The sequence below is a fragment of the Wielerella bovis genome (assembly GCF_022354465.1).
In the GTDB taxonomy this organism is placed as follows: Bacteria; Pseudomonadota; Gammaproteobacteria; order Burkholderiales; family Neisseriaceae; genus Wielerella; species Wielerella bovis.
Map to the genome: position 1 here is coordinate 1,918,080 of NZ_CP092361.1, position 20,250 is coordinate 1,938,329.

General features: G+C 43.1%; 12 protein-coding genes, 2 tRNA genes, 3 rRNA genes and 2 pseudogenes. 4 read left to right on the top strand and 15 right to left on the bottom strand.

What is annotated here, in order from left to right; genetic code table 11:
• Window positions 1–21: 21 nt before the first annotated feature.
• The 6 genes from glyS to MIS45_RS09365 form a co-directional block, all read right to left on the bottom strand.
• Entirely contained in the window at window positions 22–2,064 is a 2,043-nt protein-coding gene (gene glyS, locus MIS45_RS09340; RefSeq protein ID WP_249450335.1) for a glycine--tRNA ligase subunit beta, read from the bottom strand.
• A gap of 14 nt (window positions 2,065–2,078) precedes the next feature.
• A complete protein-coding gene (locus MIS45_RS09345; RefSeq protein ID WP_249450338.1) occupies window positions 2,079–2,612 on the bottom strand; it encodes a hypothetical protein in 534 nt (177 codons plus the stop codon).
• Window positions 2,590–3,900: an AAA family ATPase gene (locus tag MIS45_RS09350; protein ID WP_249450340.1), complete on the bottom strand. Its 1,311-nt coding sequence runs from the start codon at window positions 3,898–3,900 to the stop codon at window positions 2,590–2,592. Before MIS45_RS09350 ends, MIS45_RS09345 begins: the two co-directional genes overlap by 23 nt.
• 129 nt (window positions 3,901–4,029) lie before the next feature.
• Window positions 4,030–4,995 (bottom strand): glycosyltransferase family 52, encoded by a 966-nt coding sequence (locus MIS45_RS09355; RefSeq protein ID WP_249450341.1) that lies wholly within the window; start codon window positions 4,993–4,995, stop codon window positions 4,030–4,032.
• A 95-nt stretch (window positions 4,996–5,090) separates the two neighbouring features.
• Window positions 5,091–6,293, bottom strand: a complete 1,203-nt coding sequence (locus tag MIS45_RS09360) for an oligosaccharide flippase family protein (RefSeq protein ID WP_249450343.1) — start codon at window positions 6,291–6,293, stop codon at window positions 5,091–5,093.
• Window positions 6,294–6,338: 45 nt separating this feature from the next.
• Window positions 6,339–6,653 (bottom strand): DUF4298 domain-containing protein, encoded by a 315-nt coding sequence (locus MIS45_RS09365; protein ID WP_249448454.1) that lies wholly within the window; start codon window positions 6,651–6,653, stop codon window positions 6,339–6,341.
• A gap of 127 nt (window positions 6,654–6,780) precedes the next feature.
• Between MIS45_RS09365 and MIS45_RS09370 the strand changes: the two genes are divergently transcribed.
• The gene (locus MIS45_RS09370) at window positions 6,781–8,463 is read left to right on the top strand and encodes a glutamine--tRNA ligase/YqeY domain fusion protein (protein ID WP_249450344.1); all 1,683 of its coding nucleotides are present in this window, start codon (window positions 6,781–6,783) and stop codon (window positions 8,461–8,463) included.
• Between the two features lie 122 nt (window positions 8,464–8,585).
• On the top strand, window positions 8,586–9,146 hold the full coding sequence (gene efp, locus MIS45_RS09375) for an elongation factor P (protein ID WP_249442358.1): 561 nt from the start codon (window positions 8,586–8,588) through the stop codon (window positions 9,144–9,146).
• Window positions 9,147–9,419: 273 nt separating this feature from the next.
• Here the strand turns inward: efp and MIS45_RS09380 are convergent.
• The 8 genes and pseudogenes from MIS45_RS09380 to MIS45_RS09415 all read right to left on the bottom strand — a co-directional run bounded on the left by MIS45_RS09380 (window position 9,420) and on the right by MIS45_RS09415 (window position 16,564).
• Window positions 9,420–9,962: pseudogene (locus MIS45_RS09380) on the bottom strand (IS630 family transposase).
• Window positions 9,955–10,230: an IS630 transposase-related protein gene (locus tag MIS45_RS09385; RefSeq protein WP_249450346.1), complete on the bottom strand. Its 276-nt coding sequence runs from the start codon at window positions 10,228–10,230 to the stop codon at window positions 9,955–9,957. Before MIS45_RS09385 ends, MIS45_RS09380 begins: the two are co-directional and overlap by 8 nt.
• Window positions 10,231–10,306: 76 nt before the next feature.
• Window positions 10,307–11,149, bottom strand: a pseudogene (locus MIS45_RS09390) (IS630 family transposase).
• A gap of 146 nt (window positions 11,150–11,295) precedes the next feature.
• Window positions 11,296–11,407: ribosomal RNA gene (rrf, locus tag MIS45_RS09395) — 5S ribosomal RNA — on the bottom strand.
• Window positions 11,408–11,540: 133 nt separating this feature from the next.
• Window positions 11,541–14,426, bottom strand: a 23S ribosomal RNA gene (locus MIS45_RS09400).
• Window positions 14,427–14,761: 335 nt separating this feature from the next.
• Window positions 14,762–14,837: transfer RNA gene (locus tag MIS45_RS09405), tRNA-Ala, on the bottom strand.
• Window positions 14,838–14,856: 19 nt separating this feature from the next.
• Window positions 14,857–14,933 (bottom strand) — tRNA-Ile (locus MIS45_RS09410).
• Between the two features lie 94 nt (window positions 14,934–15,027).
• Window positions 15,028–16,564, bottom strand: a 16S ribosomal RNA gene (locus MIS45_RS09415).
• Together the 16S, 23S and 5S rRNA genes with 2 tRNA genes alongside form the textbook arrangement of a ribosomal RNA operon.
• 553 nt (window positions 16,565–17,117) lie before the next feature.
• On the opposite strand from MIS45_RS09415, the gene MIS45_RS09420 reads away from it, so the two are divergent.
• Both MIS45_RS09420 and MIS45_RS09430 read left to right on the top strand, forming a co-directional pair.
• A complete protein-coding gene (locus MIS45_RS09420; RefSeq protein ID WP_249451375.1) occupies window positions 17,118–18,500 on the top strand; it encodes a Na+/H+ antiporter family protein in 1,383 nt (460 codons plus the stop codon).
• Between the two features lie 602 nt (window positions 18,501–19,102).
• On the top strand, window positions 19,103–19,300 hold the full coding sequence (locus MIS45_RS09430) for a hypothetical protein (RefSeq protein ID WP_249450348.1): 198 nt from the start codon (window positions 19,103–19,105) through the stop codon (window positions 19,298–19,300).
• A gap of 252 nt (window positions 19,301–19,552) precedes the next feature.
• Here MIS45_RS09430 and MIS45_RS09435 read toward each other — a convergent pair whose 3' ends face one another.
• On the bottom strand, window positions 19,553–20,116 hold the full coding sequence (locus MIS45_RS09435) for a D-alanyl-D-alanine carboxypeptidase family protein (protein WP_249450350.1): 564 nt from the start codon (window positions 20,114–20,116) through the stop codon (window positions 19,553–19,555).
• Between the last annotated feature and the right edge of the window lie 134 nt (window positions 20,117–20,250).

Below are 20,250 nucleotides of genomic sequence, written 5' to 3' on the forward strand. Positions count from 1 at the left end.
TCAGGCTGCCTATTTTCCTATTTACTCGCTCAATGCCGAAATATCCGCCACGCCATTCATCAAATTCGCCAACAAATTCAACAAATTCAAGCGATTTTGTTTCACAGCCGCATCGTCCACCATCACCATTACGCCATCAAAAAACGCATCAACTTGCGGTTTGATTGCCGCCAACGCTTTTAAGGCTGCCTGAAAATCACGCGCGGCAATCGCGGTTTGCACACGCGGCTGCAAATCTTGCACGGCGGTAAACAAGGCTTGCTCTTCGTCTTGCGCCAACAAATCGGCACGCACTTCGCCCAATTCGCTTTCCGCTTTTTTCAGCAGATTTTGCACGCGCTTGTTGGCGGCTGCCAATGCGCTGGCTTCGGGTAATTGTTTAAATGATTGAACAGCTTGCAATTTCGCCAACAAATCATCTAAACGGTCAGGGCGTTGCGCCAACACAGCCGCCACCACATCTTGCGGATAATCGTTTTGCAACAACACCGCCAAACGCGCCTGCATAAAGTCCGCCACTTCGCCAACCGTTTTTTCAGCCAGCAAATTCGCAGGGAATTGCGCTGCCACAAATTGCAACAAATCATTGATAGACAAAGGATAATTCATCAACATACGCAACACACCCAAAGCGGAACGGCGCAGCGCGTACGGGTCTTTGTCGCCAGTCGGAATCAAGCCAATGCCCCAAATGCCGACCAGCGTTTCCAATTTGTCCGCCAGCGCAACGGCGGTCGCAATCGCGCTTTCAGGCAGCGTGTCGCCCGCAAAACGCGGCTGATAATGCTGCTCAATGGCTTGCGCGATTTCGGGTTGTTCGCCGTCCAGTTGCGCGTAATATTTGCCCATAACCCCTTGTAATTCTGGGAATTCGCCCACCATTTCCGTTACCAAATCGGCTTTTGCCAATTTCGCGGCGCGTTCGGCAAGTGCGGTGTCGGCATTCAGGCTGCCTGCAATGTGTGCGGCAATTTTCTGTAATCTTTCAACACGTTCCGCTTGCGAACCGATTTTGTTGTGGTAAACCACATTCGCCAATTTCGGCAAACGGCTTGCCAAAGTCGCCTTTTGGTCTTGCGTGTAGAAAAACGCCGCGTCCGACAAACGCGCGCGCAACACGCGCTCATTACCGTGAATGATGTGGCTGGGGTCATCGGTTTTCAGATTGGAAACCAGCAAAAATTGGTTCATCAATTTGCCGTTTTTATCCAAAAGTGGGAAATATTTTTGATTTTGCTGCATGGTCAAAATCAAGCATTCTTGTGGCACGGACAAGAAATGTTCTTCAAAACTCGCTTGCAAAACAACGGGGTATTCCACCAAAGCGGTAACTTCGTCCAACAGACTTTCATCGGCGGCAACGGTCGCGTTCAGGCTGCCTGCTTGCTTGTCCAATTCGGCTTGAATGGTGGCTTTGCGCTCGGTAAACTGGGCGATGACTTTGCCTTGCTCGGCTAATTGTGTTGCATAATCATCGGCTTGTGCGAACACGATTTCGCCTTGCGACAAGAAACGGTGTCCCAAAGTTTTGTTTGCGCTGTCCAAGCCCAGCACGTTAATCGGCACAACTTCCGCGCCATGCAGCGCAATCAAGCCGTGAACGGGGCGCACAAACGTGTGGGTGCTGCTGCCCCAACGCATGACTTTGGGAATGGGCAATTTTTTCACGGCAGCCTGAACGATGTCGCCCAGCAAAGCAGCAAGTGTTTGACCTGATTGGGTAAATTCGTGGGCATAAATTTCTTGTTTGCCGTCATGAATGACTTTCAGGCTGCCCACTTCCACGCCATTGGAACGCGCAAAGCCTTCAATCGCTTTTTCGTTGGCGGTCAGCGCGGGACCTTTTTTGACGATGTGCTGGTCGGCTTGCACCGCTTTCACATTCGGCACGGCTACCGCCAAACGGCGTGGCGAGGCGTAGGCGGTGAATTTCGTTTCGCCATCAATCAGTTGGGCTTTTTCCAAGCCTTCGGCAATGGCGGCAGCGAAGTGGTTGCCCAAGTTGTTCAGGGCTTTTGGGGGGAGTTCTTCGGTAAGTAATTCAATTAAAAGGGTTTGGGACATTGTTTTCTTTCGTTTTATTTAATGTGAATGGTTGCTTGAATATCCAGTCTAATGCGAATGCCTAATTGCTTGGATAATTCACGAAATTCATTTTTTTCCGCTATGGTTGTTTCTTCAAATTTTGGTAATGTTTTATTACAAATATAGGCTTTAAAAACAGAATAATGTTGTAATTCTTGCGGATTGTGTTCTATCAATAATTTGATGGTATTGATTAACTGATGTTTTGCTTTGGAACGCCAATCTTGTTTTCTACCACGTTCTTTTAATTCTACCAAAAACAATCGGTCATCAAAAGTCAGCATACCATCGCATAAACTTTCTTGTTGATTGTTTCCGTTTACACAAATAACAACATTATCAATGGGATAAAATTGCACACCACATTCATTTGGATTATCAGCGATGGCAATCCATTTTTCAGGCTGCCTGTTATCTGAATAAGCTGGTAAATTATCTTCATCATCACATAAGCCAAACAATTTATCGCTGCGAGTTGGCTCATTGATTTGTAAGATGAAAAAATTAGATGTCGTAGATGTCATCATTAAATCTTCTTTCAAATTCATCTTCAATATCAAATAATTTATCAATTAAATCATTGCCTTCTCGCAGCATTTGATTAAGGTAATTATCATCAGAAGGAATGCCGTAAATTTCAGGTAGCAGAGTTACAACGCCATCTTTTAATTGATAAATAGATAAATCATGACTTTCTAGCCAACAATCTGTATCAATAATTTCATCAAGCTTATCAAATATTTCTTTTTCTAATTCAGAACCACATGGAAGCTCTGTATTATAAATATTGAAATATGTATCTAAAATCACCTGAAAAATTTGTGAAGCCTTAATTGTTATACTCAAATAATTGATGATATAGGGGCTATGGGTAGTTATGAATAATTGATTAAATTCTGCCAAATCATTAAATTTTAATAGTTCTTTTAAAATCTCCCATTGTGAATTAGGGAATAAATTTTGCTCTGGTTCTTCCACAATATTGATAAAGGCTTTTTTATTAAATTTTGCCGATAAAAGCGAAATCGCCAAACGCCGTTGTTCATCAGAAAAATCGGCATTTTCTAATATTTGTTTCATTTCTTTGGAAAAATTCTCGCGTTCTTTTTCAGACATGGGCGCATTGTTGACATTCGGATTAACAATAGAATTTGCCAAATAATCCGACACCAACAACAAAGGTACAGCAGACTGAAAACCGCTTGCACCATCGCTTAAATCAATTTCGTAATTTTCGCCTTTGAGTTTCAGGCTGTCTGTTTTTTCTTGATATTTCAAGTGAATATTGTTAATTGGTAGGGCAATCGGTTCTTTTAATGCACGTTTGGCATTATTGAATTCAGTAATAAATTCTTGCAAACTTTCCGATGTAATTTTCAATTCACGCGGATTTTTTACATAAGAAATGAAATTGCGTTCGGCTGGCACATACATAATTTGTGGCAAAACATAATTCTGCTCGTGAGACTCATTTTTTTGAACTTTTAACTGATTGTTTTCAAAAATAATGTGTTTCGCCAAACCATCGTATTCAATATAGCTGTTTGGCTGAACATAGCTTTCCAAACGATGGTATTTCAAAAATTGAGTGAATTTGCCTTTGCGCTGCAAGGTTTTCGCGTCCAAATCGCCACGCACCAACGCTTTTTCTATCCACATAAATGTGGAAATCAGCTTGGCAACCGTGCTTTTGCCCGAACCTTGGTCGCCAATAAACACGGTTACTTTCTCAATGTCTAACCAGCCTTGATTGTCGGGATTGGTTTGTTGGATTGCGCCGAAATGTTGGATTTTGATACGTGGTTTTTGGTTCATTTTCGTATGCTCGATGGTTTCAGGCTGCCTGAAATAAAAATCGCGTTATTTTACCGAATTTTCAGACTATCTTATAGATGCGATTGCAAGTATCGTGCGATTTTTTGTTGATTTTATTTGCTGTATTTTTCAGGCTGCCTTATCCAGCGCAAAATCTTCTATCGCAATATCCATTTTCGCCATTAAATCATACAAATATATCAAACCAGGCTGCCTGAAAAATTCACTATCGGGGCGCAATGCATGAATTTGGGTGCGTGGAAAATGGTTCACATTGATTGCAGCGGTACTAGCAAGATGATAAATGTGAAATTCGGTTTCAGGCTGCATTTGGATTTGTTGCAATAAATAATCTTCAAAAATCAATATGGTATCAATATATTCTACTTTATCCAAACGATAATTTTCGCGTGGATGCGGAAAATAGGCATTGGCTTGAATGTGGTCGCACAATTGGTTAAACAGGGTGATATTGTCTTCATTGCGCGTAAACAGGGGTTGTCCCAATAAAATTTTTTGCGGTTTCAGGCTGCCTGAAAATGGGGTTTCAGGCTGCGTATCCCATAATTGTAGCGGCACGGTGTTTGAGCTGATATTGGCTTGATTGGGATACAGCGTGTGATGTTGCGCGGATAGGTGGCGCAAATCTTCGGTTTGGTAACGAATTCTTTGTAATGCCTTGATTATTTTACATTTTATTGTTGCCGCATGATTGCGATACAAAATGCTGTCGGGATAGAGATTGCCTGTGCCATCGTCAAAAGTTTCCAGTTTTTCAAAATGCAAATGGCTAATGGGATATTGGACATTGGGGTTGTCTATACTGGCAGCGTAAATGGTTTGATATAATTTATCTAAATTTTTCAATAATTTGGAAAGATTAAATATTCGTTTCCATGAATTACTTGGCACGACAATATAATCGGAACGTTGGCAAAGCTGGGCGGTGGTTTGGTAATAGTGGCGGAATTTGGCGTTATCGGCTTCGGCGTAACATACCATCAGCAAATGTGCGGGCGTGGGTGCGGTTTGGCGGATAAGTTGCTGGGCGATTAGGGCTTGTAGCGGGGTGAGACAAATGAATAAATTGGGCATTTTGAATGTTGTCGCGTGTTTTTCAGGCTGCCTATTTTAGCAAAAGGCAGCCTGAAAAATGGTTTTTGACGGAAAAATAAGCGTGTTAATGCGTTTCAGGCTGCCTTTTCTTCGCGCACATAATAAAACAGTATCGGCAAAATGGCGATATTGCCGATTATCATGGCGAGCGGTATCCATGCGATGCCGAGCAAGGCGGTGGCAAATAAGGCGAGCAAATACGCGCCTGTGGACAGGAGCGAAATGCTGGCGATGAGTTTGTTTTTGCCGTAATAAAACAGGTAATTGACCAGCAAATAATAGGGAATAGTCAATCCAAATCCGATTAAAAACAAACAAATATAATGCTGCACGCCGCCGTATGCGGCACCCAATAGCCATAGAAATAATTTTTCAGGCAGCATATATGTGATAAATGCGGGCAATGGCGCAATTATCAGGCTATATCGCGCGAATTGACGCACTTTGGTGGCATTCAGGCTGCCTTGTTTGATGGCTTGATAATAATGTGGCACGGTGGCTTTATTGATGGCGAGCAATAATATGCTCAATATGCTGGCAACTTGGTAAGCTGCGGCATAAATACCCAATTGTTCAGCAGGATAATGCTGATAAATCACAATACGGTCCAACTGCCCTTTGATGAAACCGCTGGCATGATGCAATAATAATGGCGCACCAAATGCGATGATGTAGCAGCCTGAAAGTTTTAGGATTTTCAGGCTGCCTTTTTTGGCAAAATGCTTGGGTTTGGCAAAATAATAAGCTATTAGGGAAATGATGATATTGCCAATAAATAAGGCAGCGAAACGTGGCGTGGGACTGATGTGGTCGCTGGATTCCAAAAAAACTACTGTCAGCAAACTGGTCAATACGCCGCTGGCAATTTGAATCAGCGTGTACGACACAGCATATTTTTGACATTGTCGCCATGCTAATTGCACGCCGAGTATGCTTTGTGCTGCGGCGGCGACAATGACAGCAGCCAATATCATAGATTGGCTAAACCATGCGTATAATAATGCAATAATCGTACAAAATAGCGTATAAAGGTAGCCTGAAAGCATGATATTGTGCAAATTGCGCTTACCATACACATAAAAATAGCGCGTGAGTGCGCCATCTTGGCTGAATGCGAAGACAATTATCAACAATGAGCCAATGGTTTGATAGTAAGACAATTCGCCAAAACCTGCGCTGCCAAATTTGCGTGTCAAATACGGCAACAGCAAAAATGGCAGGGCTTTGGCGACCAATTCGCCGAATAAATAAATCAGGCTATCTTTTAAGATTTTCATAATACAAAATGGCTTTCAGGCTGCCTGAATAGCGCAATAAAAACATCACTCATCTTGTTTATCCAACACATCAATCGCACCACGCAAACGCGCCCACGCCAACTGTTGATGTTCATGAAAAGCATTCCACAGCGTATCTTCGCTCATCACACTGTATTCCCCTTCGGTACGCAAATCCACGTCCGCACCCTGTTCCATTTTTTCATAGAATTCTTGAAATTGACCATCAAAATAAAAGGCATTTAATTCATGCATAATTTGATTAGCACGTTGCCAGTCTTTTTGTTCTCTTTGCAGTTTTTCCTGTAATTGCAGCCATTCACGATAAAGTGCTTGGATACGATTGATTTCATTTTGCACAACATTGTTTCCTAATTAGAAAAGTAAAAATATTTTCAGGCAGCCTGAAAAACACGAAAAGCATATTTTCAGGTAAAATTGAGCATTTTTGATTTCAGGCTGTCTCAACATCCGACGAAAGATTATTATGTTAAACAAAGACCAATTTGCCGACAACCACTTTATCCGCACGACCATTGAAGACGATTTACAAAGTGGCAAACACACCGCCATTCAAACGCGCTTTCCGCCCGAACCCAACGGCTATTTGCACATCGGACACGCCAAATCCATTTGCTTGAATTTTGGCTTGGCGTATGTGTTTGACGGCAAATGCAATTTGCGTTTTGACGACACCAATCCCGAAAAAGAAAACCAAGAATACGTTGATTCCATTAAAGAAGACGTGCAATGGCTCGGCTTTAAATGGGAAGGCGAACCGCGTTATGCCTCTGATTATTTTGACCAATTATTTGATTACGCAGTCGGCTTAATCAAAGACGGCAAAGCCTACGTTTGCGAACTCACGCCAGACGAAATGCGCGAATATCGCGGCACTCTGACCGAAGCAGGCAAAAACAGCCCCTACCGCGACCGCATCGTAGAAGAAAACCTTGATTTGTTTATGAAAATGCGAGACGGCGCATTCCCAGACGGCAGCAAAACCCTGCGCCTGAAAATTGACATGGCATCGGGCAATATCAATATGCGCGACCCCGTGATTTACCGCATTCGCCGCGCCCACCACCACAATACTGGCGACAAATGGTGCATTTACCCGATGTACGATTACACCCACGCCATTTCCGATGCCATTGAAAACATTACCCATTCTTTGTGTACTTTGGAATTTGAAGCGCACCGTCCGCTTTACGATTGGGTGTTGGACAATATCCCGATTCAATCGCACCCGCGCCAATACGAATTTTCGCGTTTGGAATTGCTGTACTCCATCACATCAAAACGAAAATTAAATCAACTGGTTAGCGAAAACCACGTTTCAGGCTGGGACGACCCACGCATGCCCACTATTTCGGGTATGCGAAGACGCGGCTACACGCCCGAAGGTTTGCGCCTGTTTGCCAAACGCGTGGGCATTTCCAAATCGGAAAACATTGTGGACATGAGCGTTTTGGAAGGCGCCATCCGCGAAGAATTGGAACATTCCGCGCCACGTTTGATGGCGGTGCTCAATCCTTTGAAAGTGACTTTGACCAATTTTGAACACGGCAAAACGCAAAGCCGCACAGCCGCATTCCACCCCAATAACGACAGCTTTGGCGAGCGTGAAGTGCCAATCAGTTCAACCATTTACATTGAACAAGACGACTTTGCCGAAGTGCCACCAAAAGGCTGGAAACGCCTGACTTTGGGCGGTGAAGTGCGTTTGCGACACGGTTACGTCATCAAATGCGATGAAGTCGTGAAAGACAAAAACAGTCAAGTCATTGAATTGAAATGCAGCATTGACCACGACACTTTGGGCAAAAATCCCGAAGGTCGCAAAGTGAAAGGCGTGATTCACTGGGTGTCTGCCGAACACGCTGTGCCCATCAAAGCGCGTTTGTATGACCGCCTGTTTACGGTAGAACGCCCCGATGCGGTGCGTGGCGATGATGGCGAATATTTGCCGTTTACCGATTTCATCAATCCGCAATCCATTCAAGAGATTACTGCGTTTGCCGAGCCTGTGGTGCGCGATTTGCCAGCCGAAAGCCATTGGCAATTTGAACGCATGGGCTATTTTGTTACCGACCGATATGACCATAAAATGGGGGAAACACCTGTGTTCAATCGTACGGTTACACTAAAAGATAGTTGGCAAAAGTAATTATTAACAAAAGGTAGCCTGAAAAGTTTTCAGGCTGCTTTTTTCTTTATCAAAAATCAAATTTGCGGTAAAATTACACGTTTTATTTTTTAACCCAATATTCTAATTGAAAGAACATCCAAATGAAAACTGCACAAGAATTACGCGCTGGTAATGTATTTATGATTGGCAACGACCCTATGGTAGTTCAAAAAACCGAATATATTAAAGGCGGTCGCTCATCAGCTAAAGTTTCTATGAAATTAAAAAACTTACTGACTGGCGCAGCTTCTGAAACCATCGTTAAAGCTGATGACAAATTTGATGTAATTATCCTATCACGTAAAAACTGCAAATATAGTTACTTTGCAGACCCTATGTATGTATTTATGGATGAAGAATTTAATCAATACGAAATTGAAGCTGATAATATCGGTGATGCCTTAAAATTCATCGTAGATGGCATGGAAGATGATTGCGAAGTAACTTTCTACGAAGGTAACGCAATTTCAGTAGAATTGCCCACTATCATTGTACGCGAAGTGGAATACACTGAACCTGCCGTTAAAGGTGATACTTCTGGTAAAGTAATGAAAACTGCACGTTTAGTTGGTGGCACTGAAATCCAAGTAATGTCTTACATTGAAAATGGAGATAAAGTAGAAATTGATACACGTACGGGTGAATTCCGTAAACGTGCTTAATATTTATTTTCTCAAATCCCTCAAAGCAATCATTTTGTTTTGAGGGATTTATTTTCTCAACTATATATAAAATAGTATAGTCAATTCAAAATAAAATAGTACAATACCCTATTTTCTAGGATTTAAAAAATAACACATTCAACTGAACTGCGAAATAAAGCATTAAATTACAGTGGATTCAATTTATAGTCAGTTAAAATAAGAATAGGACACCAATGTATCAGTAAAATTCCTTCCACAAGGTAACATGGTTCGCATATATAGATAAAGAAATTAAAATTCGGTACACAACCAAGTAAAATAAAAAAACAAAGAGTGAATGCAATCCAATAACCAATCTTGACGTAAATGTTTAATCCAAGCCCAAGTGTGCTCAATTAAATTCAAATCAGGACAGTATGGCGGTAACCATAAAATCACATGCCCTTATAAAACAATAAGCTCTTGAATGTCCTGACGTTTGTGAAAAGTCGCATTATCCATTACCAAAACACTGTTGGGCGGTAATTGTGGCAGTAAAACGTTTTGAACCCATGAATAAAACACATCTGAATTGATGCTGAATTCATACAAACCCACTGCAATCAATTGATTTTGGTACAGTGCGCCAATGGCATTGGTTGTGTTTTTGATTTGCCAGTTGTGATTGCCATGACAAACTTGTCCTCTTGGCGCATAGGCATAAGGACGATAAGTTTGGTTTTTAAAACCACTTTCATCAATATAAACAATAGGACGTTTCTCTTGCTCATACTGTTGTTTTAATGAGAGAAATTGTTCAATTGTTTCGGGTTGAGCTTTGGGGTGTTTAAGAATCTTTTTTTTGAGTGATTTTTAGCCGTTTAAGTGCCACACCAATGGCTCTTTGTGAACAGTTAAAGCGAACAGCGCGTTCTCTTTGAAAATCATCAGGAAATTGTTCTACGTCTTTTCGCAATAATTCATCATTGATTTTATTGGTTCTTTTGGGGTAGGGTTTACGTTCAATGCATTTTTTCCATAGTTGAATGGTACTGCGACTGATGCCATATTCCGCTGCCAATTCACGGTAGCTGTAACCCGAATTTAATTTTTCTAAAATCATTTGGCGATAATCTTGTGAATAGCCATAACTGTTCTCCTGTGTGTACCGTTTATTTAATTCTACACCTATAGTATAGTCAGTTAAAATAAGAATAGGACACTAACGTATCAGTAAAATGCCTTCCACAAGGTAACATGGTTCGCATATATCTCTTAATGTTTGCCCATGTTTGTTCTATGGGATTAAGCTTTGGTGAATAAGGCGCAAGCGGCAAAATTTTATGCCCCCATTTGTGCGCCATTTCACGCAAAATACCCATACGATGAAATCGTGCATTATCTAAAATAATGACAGATTTCTTATTTCTACAGGTAACATTGCTCAAACCATGTTTCAAAAAAAGCACTGGTCATTGTGTTTTGATAAATCATTGGTGCAATCAGTTTATTGCCGATTTGTGCGGCAACAAGCGATAAACGTTGGTACTTTTTACCACTGATTTGGGCTTTGATGACCTGTCCCTTTGGACTACGCGCATAAGGACGAAACAAGTAAGTATCAAATCCTGTTTCATCCAAATAAACATGCTGATAATCAAAAAATTCAGCCAGTTGATTTAAATAATGCTTTACTTTATTTAGGTCTTGTTCTTTGTATGTGGTGGTCTTTTTTTACGCGTGATACCCATTCTTTTGAGTGCATAAAAAATGGCTGATTTTGAACAATGAAAATGTTCAGCTATTTCATATAAATAAGCATCAGGGTGTTGTTGCACATATTCAGCCAATTTTTGACTGTTTAATTTATTGGCATTTTGTCCCTTTACTTGATGATTTAAGCTGCCTGTTTGCTCTTTTAAGCGTATCCATAGGTAGAGTGTATTTCTGGATATTTGGTAAGCTTGGGAAACTTTACTGATATTTTTGCATTGTTCATAATAATTTAATGCTTTATTTCGCAGTTCAGTTGAATGTTGAATGTGCCATTTTTAAATCCTAGAAAATAGGGTATTGTACTATTTTATTTTGAATTGACTATAATTGATTTCCACTCTGACAAATTACTTCATACTGATAAAAAGATAAACCCCCTAGCACTATGTGAGCTAGGGGGTTAGGATTAAGAGTTTGGCGATGACCTACTTTCGCATAGGGACTATACTATCATCGGCGCTAGTTCGTTTCACTGTCCTGTTCGAGATGGGAAGGAGTGGTGCCAAACCGCTATGGTCGCCAAACATAAACTGTCAAACTGGAAAGCCTTTATCTTTGGTATTTGTTTTTGGTGATGACTGAGTCATCAGTAAGCTTTATTTTCATTTTTGTTTACTTTGATTTCAGTTTTTCTATTTTCAAAGTCCTTCAAATGATAGAGTCAAGCCTTACGGGCAATTAGTATCGGTTAGCTGCACGCATTACTGCGCTTCCACACCCGACCTATCAACGTTGTGGTCTACAACGACCCTTCAATGCGGTTAAATCGCAGGGGAAGTCTCATCTTTGGGCGAGTTTCGCGCTTAGATGCTTTCAGCGCTTATCTCTTCCGAACTTAGCTACCCGGCTATGCTTCTGGCGAAACAACCGGTACACCAGAGGTTCGTCCACTCCGGTCCTCTCGTACTAGGAGCAGCCCCCGTCAAACTTCCAACGCCCACTGCAGATAGGGACCAAACTGTCTCACGACGTTTTAAACCCAGCTCACGTACCACTTTAAATGGCGAACAGCCATACCCTTGGGACCGACTACAGCCCCAGGATGTGATGAGCCGACATCGAGGTGCCAAACTCCGCCGTCGATATGGACTCTTGGGCGGAATCAGCCTGTTATCCCCGGAGTACCTTTTATCCGTTGAGCGATGGCCCTTCCATTCAGAACCACCGGATCACTATGTCCTGCTTTCGCACCTGCTCGACTTGTCGGTCTCGCAGTTAAGCTACCTTTTGCCATTGCACTATCAGTCCGATTTCCGACCGGACCTAGGTAACCTTCGAACTCCTCCGTTACTCTTTGGGAGGAGACCGCCCCAGTCAAACTGCCTACCATGCACGGTCCCCGACCCGGATTACGGGTCTGGGTTAGAACCTCAAAGCCACCAGGGTGGTATTTCAAGGACGGCTCCACAGAAACTGGCGTCTCTGCTTCTAAGCCTCCCACCTATCCTACACAAGTGACTTCAAAGTCCAATGCAAAGCTACAGTAAAGGTTCACGGGGTCTTTCCGTCTAGCAGCGGGGAGATTGCATCTTCACAACCATTTCAACTTCGCTGAGTCTCGGGAGGAGACAGTGTGGCCATCGTTACGCCATTCGTGCGGGTCGGAACTTACCCGACAAGGAATTTCGCTACCTTAGGACCGTTATAGTTACGGCCGCCGTTTACTGGGGCTTCGATCCGATGCTTGCACATCTTCAATTAACCTTCCAGCACCGGGCAGGCGTCACACCCTATACGTCCACTTTCGTGTTAGCAGAGTGCTGTGTTTTTAATAAACAGTCGCAGCCACCGATTCTCTGCGACCCTGATTGGCTTACGGAGCAAGTCCTTAACCTTACAGGGCATACCTTCTCCCGAAGTTACGGTATCAATTTGCCGAGTTCCTTCTCCCGAGTTCTCTCAAGCGCCTTAGAATTCTCATCCTGCCCACCTGTGTCGGTTTGCGGTACGGTTCTGATTCAACTGAAGCTTAGTGGCTTTTCCTGGAAGCGTGGTATTTGCTACTTCGTAACCGTAGTTACTCGTCATCACGTCTCGGTGTTAAGAAAGAGCGGATTTGCCTACTCTTTCCACCTACTGGCTTAAACAAACTATTCCAACAGTTTGCTAGCATAACCTTCTCCGTCCCCACATCGCATTGAATCAAAGTACGGGAATATTAACCCGTTTCCCATCGACTACGCATTTCTGCCTCGCCTTAGGGGCCGACTCACCCTACGCCGATGAACGTTGCGTAGGAAACCTTGGGCTTTCGGCGAGCGGGCTTTTCACCCGCTTTATCGCTACTCATGTCAACATTCGCACTTCTGATACCTCCAGCAGCCTTTACAAGCCGCCTTCACAGGCTTACAGAACGCTCCCCTACCATGCTTTAAAAGCATCCGCAGCTTCGGTTACAGATTTGAGCCCCGTTACATCTTCCGCGCAGGAAGACTCGACCAGTGAGCTATTACGCTTTCTTTAAATGATGGCTGCTTCTAAGCCAACATCCTGGCTGTCTGTGCCTTCCCACTTCGTTTACCACTTAATCTGTCATTTGGGACCTTAGCTGGCGGTCTGGGTTGTTTCCCTCTTGACACCGGACGTTAGCACCCGATGTCTGTCTCCCATGATTGCACTTTCTGGTATTCTGAGTTTGCAATGGGTTGGTAAGTCGCAATGACCCCCTAGCCATAACAGTGCTTTACCCCCAGAAGTGATACATGAGGCACTACCTAAATAGTTTTCGGGGAGAACCAGCTATCTCCGAGTTTGTTTAGCCTTTCACCCCTATCCACAGCTCATCCCCGCATTTTGCAACATGCGTGGGTTCGGACCTCCAATGCGTTTTACCGCACCTTCATCCTGGCCATGGATAGATCACTCGGTTTCGGGTCTACACCCAGCAACTATGCGCCCTATTAAGACTCGGTTTCCCTACGCCTCCCCTACTCGGTTAAGCTCGCTACTGAATGTAAGTCGTTGACCCATTATACAAAAGGTACGCAGTCACACCATAAAGGTGCTCCCACTGTTTGTATGCATCAGGTTTCAGGTTCTATTTCACTCCCCTCCCGGGGTTCTTTTCGCCTTTCCCTCACGGTACTGGTTCACTATCGGTCGATGATGAGTATTTAGCCTTGGAGGATGGTCCCCCCATATTCAGACAGGATTTCACGTGTCCCGCCCTACTTGTCGTGCGCTTAGTACCATTAATGTGTTTTCGGATACGGGGCTATCACCCACTATGGCGGACTTTTCCAAGTCCTTCTCCTAACGCATCAATTATCACGCACAGGCTGCTCCGTGTTCGCTCGCCACTACTTACGGAATCTCGGTTGATTTCTTTTCCTCGGGGTACTTAGATGGTTCAGTTCTCCCGGTTCGCTTCACCAGTCCTATGTATTCAGACTGGGATACTGTACAAGTACAGTGGGTTTCCCCATTCGGACATCGCGGTATCATTGCTTTTTTGCCAGCTTCTCCGCGCTTTTCGCAGGCTTACACGTCCTTCATCGCCTATCATCGCCAAGGCATCCACCTGATGCACTTATTCACTTGACTCTATCATTTGAAGAACCTCTGACTTTGCAAAAACTGGCGTTGACTACCAATCTTTACTTAAATTCTCAAACAATAAAGCTTACTGCTTTGTTGTGAGTAGTTTGTGCCTTTTGTGTTTCACAAACTACTTGATACAATCATCACCCAAATTCGCACAATCTTTCATTTCTATATTTAAAGATTGCTTTGTCTTTGTTTGTTGATTTCGGCTTTCCAATTTGTTAAAGATCGATGCAATCATTTCCCGACTTTGTCAGGAAATTGCAAATTAAAACAAGCAAACTATTCATTCTACACAAACTCGCTTTAATTTGCAATTTCATTTTATTTAATCTTGGTGGAGGCAAACGGGATCGAACCGATGACCCCCTGCTTGCAAAGCAGGTGCTCTACCAACTGAGCTATGCCCCCAGTATTCCTGTGCTGCAACTGGTGGGTCTGGTAGGACTTGAACCTACGACCCCACGCTTATCAAGCGTGTGCTCTAACCACCTGAGCTACAAACCCATGTACTTTTGACTCTTAAACTTCTGTTTAATCATCCTTGCATCTTCTGATTACCGATAAGTGTGAGTACCTAATAATCTCTTCTTTTCTCTAGAAAGGAGGTGATCCAGCCGCAGGTTCCCCTACGGCTACCTTGTTACGACTTCACCCCAGTCACGAAGCATACCGTGTTAAGCGGGCTCCTTGCGGTTACCCTACCCAATTCTGGTATCCCCCGCTCCCATGGTGTGACGGGCGGTGTGTACAAGACCCGGGAACGTATTCACCGCAGTATGCTGACCTGCGATTACTAGCGATTCCGACTTCATGCACTCGAGTTGCAGAGTGCAATCCGGACTACGATCGGTTTTCTGGGATTGGCTCCACCTCGCGGCTTGGCTACCCTCTGTACCGACCATTGTATGACGTGTGAAGCCCTGGTCATAAGGGCCATGAGGACTTGACGTCATCCCCACCTTCCTCCGGTTTGTCACCGGCAGTCTCATTAGAGTGCCCAACTAAATGATGGCAACTAATGACAAGGGTTGCGCTCGTTGCGGGACTTAACCCAACATCTCACGACACGAGCTGACGACAGCCATGCAGCACCTGTGTTACGGCTCCCGAAGGCACAAGCATATCTCTACGCTCTTCCGTACATGTCAAGACCAGGTAAGGTTCTTCGCGTTGCATCGAATTAATCCACATCATCCACCGCTTGTGCGGGTCCCCGTCAATTCCTTTGAGTTTTAATCTTGCGACCGTACTCCCCAGGCGGTCAATTTCACGCGTTAGCTACGCTACTAATGCATCAAGTGCACCAACAGCTAATTGACATCGTTTAGGGCGTGGACTACCAGGGTATCTAATCCTGTTTGCTACCCACGCTTTCGAGCATGAACGTCAGTATTATCCCAGGAGGCTGCCTTCGCCATCGGTATTCCTCCACATCTCTACGCATTTCACTGCTACACGTGGAATTCTACCCCCCTCTGACATACTCTAGCTTGCCAGTTTCAAACGCCGTTCCCAAGTTGAGCTCGGGGATTTCACATCTGACTTAACAAACCGTCTGCGCTCGCTTTACGCCCAGTAATTCCGATTAACGCTCGCACCCTACGTATTACCGCGGCTGCTGGCACGTAGTTAGCCGGTGCTTATTCTTCAGGTACCGTCATCAGCAACTGATATTAGCAATCGCCTTTTCTTCCCTGACAAAAGTCCTTTACAACCCGAAGGCCTTCTTCAGACACGCGGCATGGCTGGATCAGGGTTGCCCCCATTGTCCAAAATTCCCCACTGCTGCCTCCCGTAGGAGTCTGGGCCGTGTCTCAGTCCCAGTGTGGCGGATCATCCTCTCAGACCCGCTACTGATCGTCGCCTTGGTAGGCCTTTACCCCACCAACTAGCTAATCAGACATTGGCCGCTCAAATAGCGCAAGGTCCGAAGATCCCCTGCTTTCTCTCTCAAGACGTATGCGGTATTAGCTAATCTTTCGACTAGTTATCCCCCACTACTCGGTACGTTCCAATGCATTACTCACCCGTTCGCCACTCGCCACCAAGTACAAGTACTCGTGCTGCCGTCCGACTTGCATGTGTAAAGCATGCCGCCAGCGTTCAATCTGAGCCAGGATCAAACTCTTATGTTCAATCTCTAACTTATTTAACTTCTGGTCTGCTTCAAAGAAATTAACAAAAACTTAATAGGAAAATTCCAAATCAAATCTTGTATCTCTCAAAACAGTGTGAGACCATCAGGCACTCACACTTATCGGTAATCTTGCTTTTAAAGAACTCTTCTCAATCAAAATCTTGAAATATCTAACCATATGCCTTACAATCAAATATTTCTCTCTTTTAACCTCACCGCCGTAGCAGCGAAAGTCAGAACTATACGCCTACTACCCAAAACTGTCAACTCATTTCTCTCAAGATTTCTTTGTAAAACATATTAACCACATGAAATACAATTAAATTATCTTCTCACATCATAACAGCCAAAATCTAAATTCTAGGCATTTATACTTTGCATATTTCCTTTTAGTCTTAATAACGCCCTATCCAATCAAATATTTTTGATTGGATAAAACTAACTTTTATCTATTGTCGTGTTAATATGTGTTAAGGTATGATGTACTTTGCTGGCAAGCTTTCAGGCTGCCTTTTATGTTAAAAGAAACCGATGAATACGAAAGGAATACAATGAATGCAGTAATTATTGGTGTACTTGTCATGTTGATACTCTCTGTATCACGTGTACATGTTGTTTTAAGTTTAGTAGTAGGTGCATTTGCTGGTGGCTTATCGGCTGGCTTACCTTTATCAGATATTGTTGATACAGCAGATAAAGTAATACAAACTGGGGTAATGACACATTTCCAAAATGGTGTTAAGAATGGTGCAACGATTGCATTATCATATGCAATGCTGGGAGCTTTTGCCATGGCAATTACACATTCAGGTTTACCACAACAAGTGGCAGGTGCAGTTATTCGCAAAATTGAAACACGACACGCTCGTGATACGATTCCTACTGGCACGAACAAAATCAAATGGGGTTTACTATTAGGATTATTAGCAATGGGTATTATGAGTCAAAATATTGTACCCATTCACATTGCATTTATCCCAATGATAATCCCTCCTTTATTATTGGTATTCAATCGTTTACATATTGACCGTCGTTTATTAGCCTGTGTCATTACATTTGGCTTGGTAACCACTTATATGTTTTTACCCTATGGTTTTGGTGCTATTTTCTTGAATAATATTTTGCTGACAAACATTGAGAAAGCAGGTATGAATATTAAAGACATCAATGTTATGCACGCTATGGCAATTCCTGCTTTGGGTATGTTTACAGGCTTAGTATTAGCATTTATCCACTATCGTAAACCTCGCATTTATCAAGATAAACAAATTGATGCAGACAATGAAGATTCAGCTACACACCAACCACAAATCTCTGCTTACCGAAGTGCAGTTGCAGCATTAGCTATTCTTGTGTGCTTCTCTATCCAACTACTCTATAAAGATGCGTTAATGGTTGGTGCCATGCTAGGTTTTGCCGTATTTATGATGTTAGGCGTTGTCCGCCGCAGCGAAGCAGATATTGTATTTAATAAAGGCATTAAAATGATGGCAACCATCGGCTTTATTATGATTGCTGCACAAGGTTTCGCTGAAGTAATGCAAGCAACCGAACAAATTAAACCATTGGTCGAAGCCAGCGCATCCATGTTTGCAGGCAACAAAGCCATGGCAGCTTTCGCTATGTTAATAGTTGGATTATTAGTTACAATGGGCATTGGCAGTTCCTTCTCTACACTACCAATTATTACCGCCATTTATGTTCCTTTATGTGCAGGATTAGGATTTTCACCATTAGCAACTGTTGCCATTATTGGCACAGCAGGTGCATTGGGCGATGCAGGCTCTCCCGCCTCCGATTCCACACTTGGTCCAACGATGGGTTTGAATATTGACGGACAACACGACCATATGCGCGATAGTGTTATTCCAACCTTTGTTCACTATAATATTCCCCTATTTATTGCAGGTTGGATTGCTGCATTAGTTCTATAAAAACATTTTTATGCTGAAACATTTGCAGAACCTATTCAGGCTGCCTATACACAAAAGGCAGCCTGAAACCTTATTTATGAATTAATTAATAAGAATTATATATTTAATTATTTGATATAAATAAATTTTTTAATTAGAATTAATTTATTTTTTTCACAAGTAAACAGTTTATCTGATGCCGCGCACGAAAATCCAGCCAGCGAAACCAAGATAAATCTCCCTTAAAACTCTTTCACTATGTGAAACAGCTTTGCAAAAACAAAAACAGCAAAAACGATGACAACCTCGCTTTTGCTGTTTTTTTTATTTGCCCAATCTAACCCGACAACGGGTTTATAACCCAACCTAATTGCTACGTTTTGGCAACACCCAAACGCAGCAATTCGGACTACCAATTCATTCGCATCGGCTTTCAGGGCGACAAATTGGCAGCCATGGAACTAGAAAGACAGCTTTGGTAATTTAACACACATTCAGTTTGTCAGCGTGAACAGCAAGCCCAATTTGAAGAAAAGCGAATTCAAATTCCGCCCAGAGGCATAGATGCATTGAGCAACTGATTGATGTAAAAACAAAAGCTGCCTGAAAAAATCGGGCAGCTTTTGCTTTGGAGACTAAGTTATCGGGTTGCAAGCAGCAAAATCTTTGTTTTTCAGCATGGCATTTTAAGTGGACGATTTGATGATTTAAAGCGTTATTGTAATGGATTTGCTGAGTTTGGGCTGATGAAATGGTGGGGATTTTTTGGGGGGATATTTTTCAGGCTGCCTGAAAAGGGGTTCAGGCTGCCTGAAAAATAAAATGCGATTTAGGGATAAAATGCGTGGGTGCAAGCACCATAACTACCCACACAAATTTTTTATTAATAAAATTAAATAGCAAACGTAGGGTGGGCAACTTGTTGCCCACGCGGTGTGGGTTTTGCTATCAATTTGATTTTGATATTCCACTAACCCAAAGCTCTGTTTCAGGTAGCCTAAAATCCAATATTTCACGTTAAAACATGGATTTGTGGTACATTATCAAACCGCGTGGGCAACAAGTTGCCCACCCTACGCTTGCTTTTCTTCCCGATGCCCACTTTTGCAACGCTGCGAATAGACTTGGCAAAAACCAAATTTTCGCGCATTTTTTTGCAACCAACGCTGCGTTTTTTTGCCGTCCGCGCTTGCCCAATAGGTCAATTTCAAGCTATTCAAATCCACATCAGACCCCCAATGATGACGGCTGAACGCAGGCGGATTGGAATAACGCAACACGGCTTGCAACCGCTTTTTATCGTTGCCCGAAGTCCGTTGCCATTTGCGTTGCCACAGATGTTTTTGATGCGAATACGAGCGAAACGCAGAAATCACGCGCAAATTCACGCCATCTTTACGCGCGGCAAGTATCATGCCTTCCAAATCGGGCAGGACATTTTTTTGAATGTATTCGGTTTTGTTGGTGTATTTGCTGGGTATGCGTACCAAACGCGCGTCTTTTTGTGGCGACACCATGCCGCTTACTTGATTGAGCGTGGGTGTGCTTGTGGATTTGGGTGCAGATTTTGGCGCGGGAGCGGCTGCCCACAAACTGAAAGACAACATATTGATAAACAAAAATAAAAGAAACTTCATTTTCAGCATGACATTTTAAACGGACGATTTGATGATTTAAAGCGTTATTGTAATGGATTTGCTGGGTTTGGGCTGATGAAATAGTGGGGATTTTTTGGGGGGAATATTTTTAGGCAGCCTGAAAAGGGGTTCAG

Coding starts and splice junctions, on each gene's coding strand:
- glyS (WP_249450335.1), bottom strand. CDS start 2,064: ATGTCCCAAACCCTTTTAATTGAATTACTTACCGAAGAACTCCCCCCA.
- MIS45_RS09345 (WP_249450338.1), bottom strand. CDS start 2,612: ATGATGACATCTACGACATCTAATTTTTTCATCTTACAAATCAATGAG.
- MIS45_RS09350 (WP_249450340.1), bottom strand. CDS start 3,900: ATGAACCAAAAACCACGTATCAAAATCCAACATTTCGGCGCAATCCAA.
- MIS45_RS09355 (WP_249450341.1), bottom strand. CDS start 4,995: ATGCCCAATTTATTCATTTGTCTCACCCCGCTACAAGCCCTAATCGCC.
- MIS45_RS09360 (WP_249450343.1), bottom strand. CDS start 6,293: ATGAAAATCTTAAAAGATAGCCTGATTTATTTATTCGGCGAATTGGTC.
- MIS45_RS09370 (WP_249450344.1), top strand. CDS start 6,781: ATGTTAAACAAAGACCAATTTGCCGACAACCACTTTATCCGCACGACC.
- efp (WP_249442358.1), top strand. CDS start 8,586: ATGAAAACTGCACAAGAATTACGCGCTGGTAATGTATTTATGATTGGC.
- MIS45_RS09385 (WP_249450346.1), bottom strand. CDS start 10,230: ATGATTTTAGAAAAATTAAATTCGGGTTACAGCTACCGTGAATTGGCA.
- MIS45_RS09420 (WP_249451375.1), top strand. CDS start 17,118: ATGAATGCAGTAATTATTGGTGTACTTGTCATGTTGATACTCTCTGTA.
- MIS45_RS09435 (WP_249450350.1), bottom strand. CDS start 20,116: ATGAAGTTTCTTTTATTTTTGTTTATCAATATGTTGTCTTTCAGTTTG.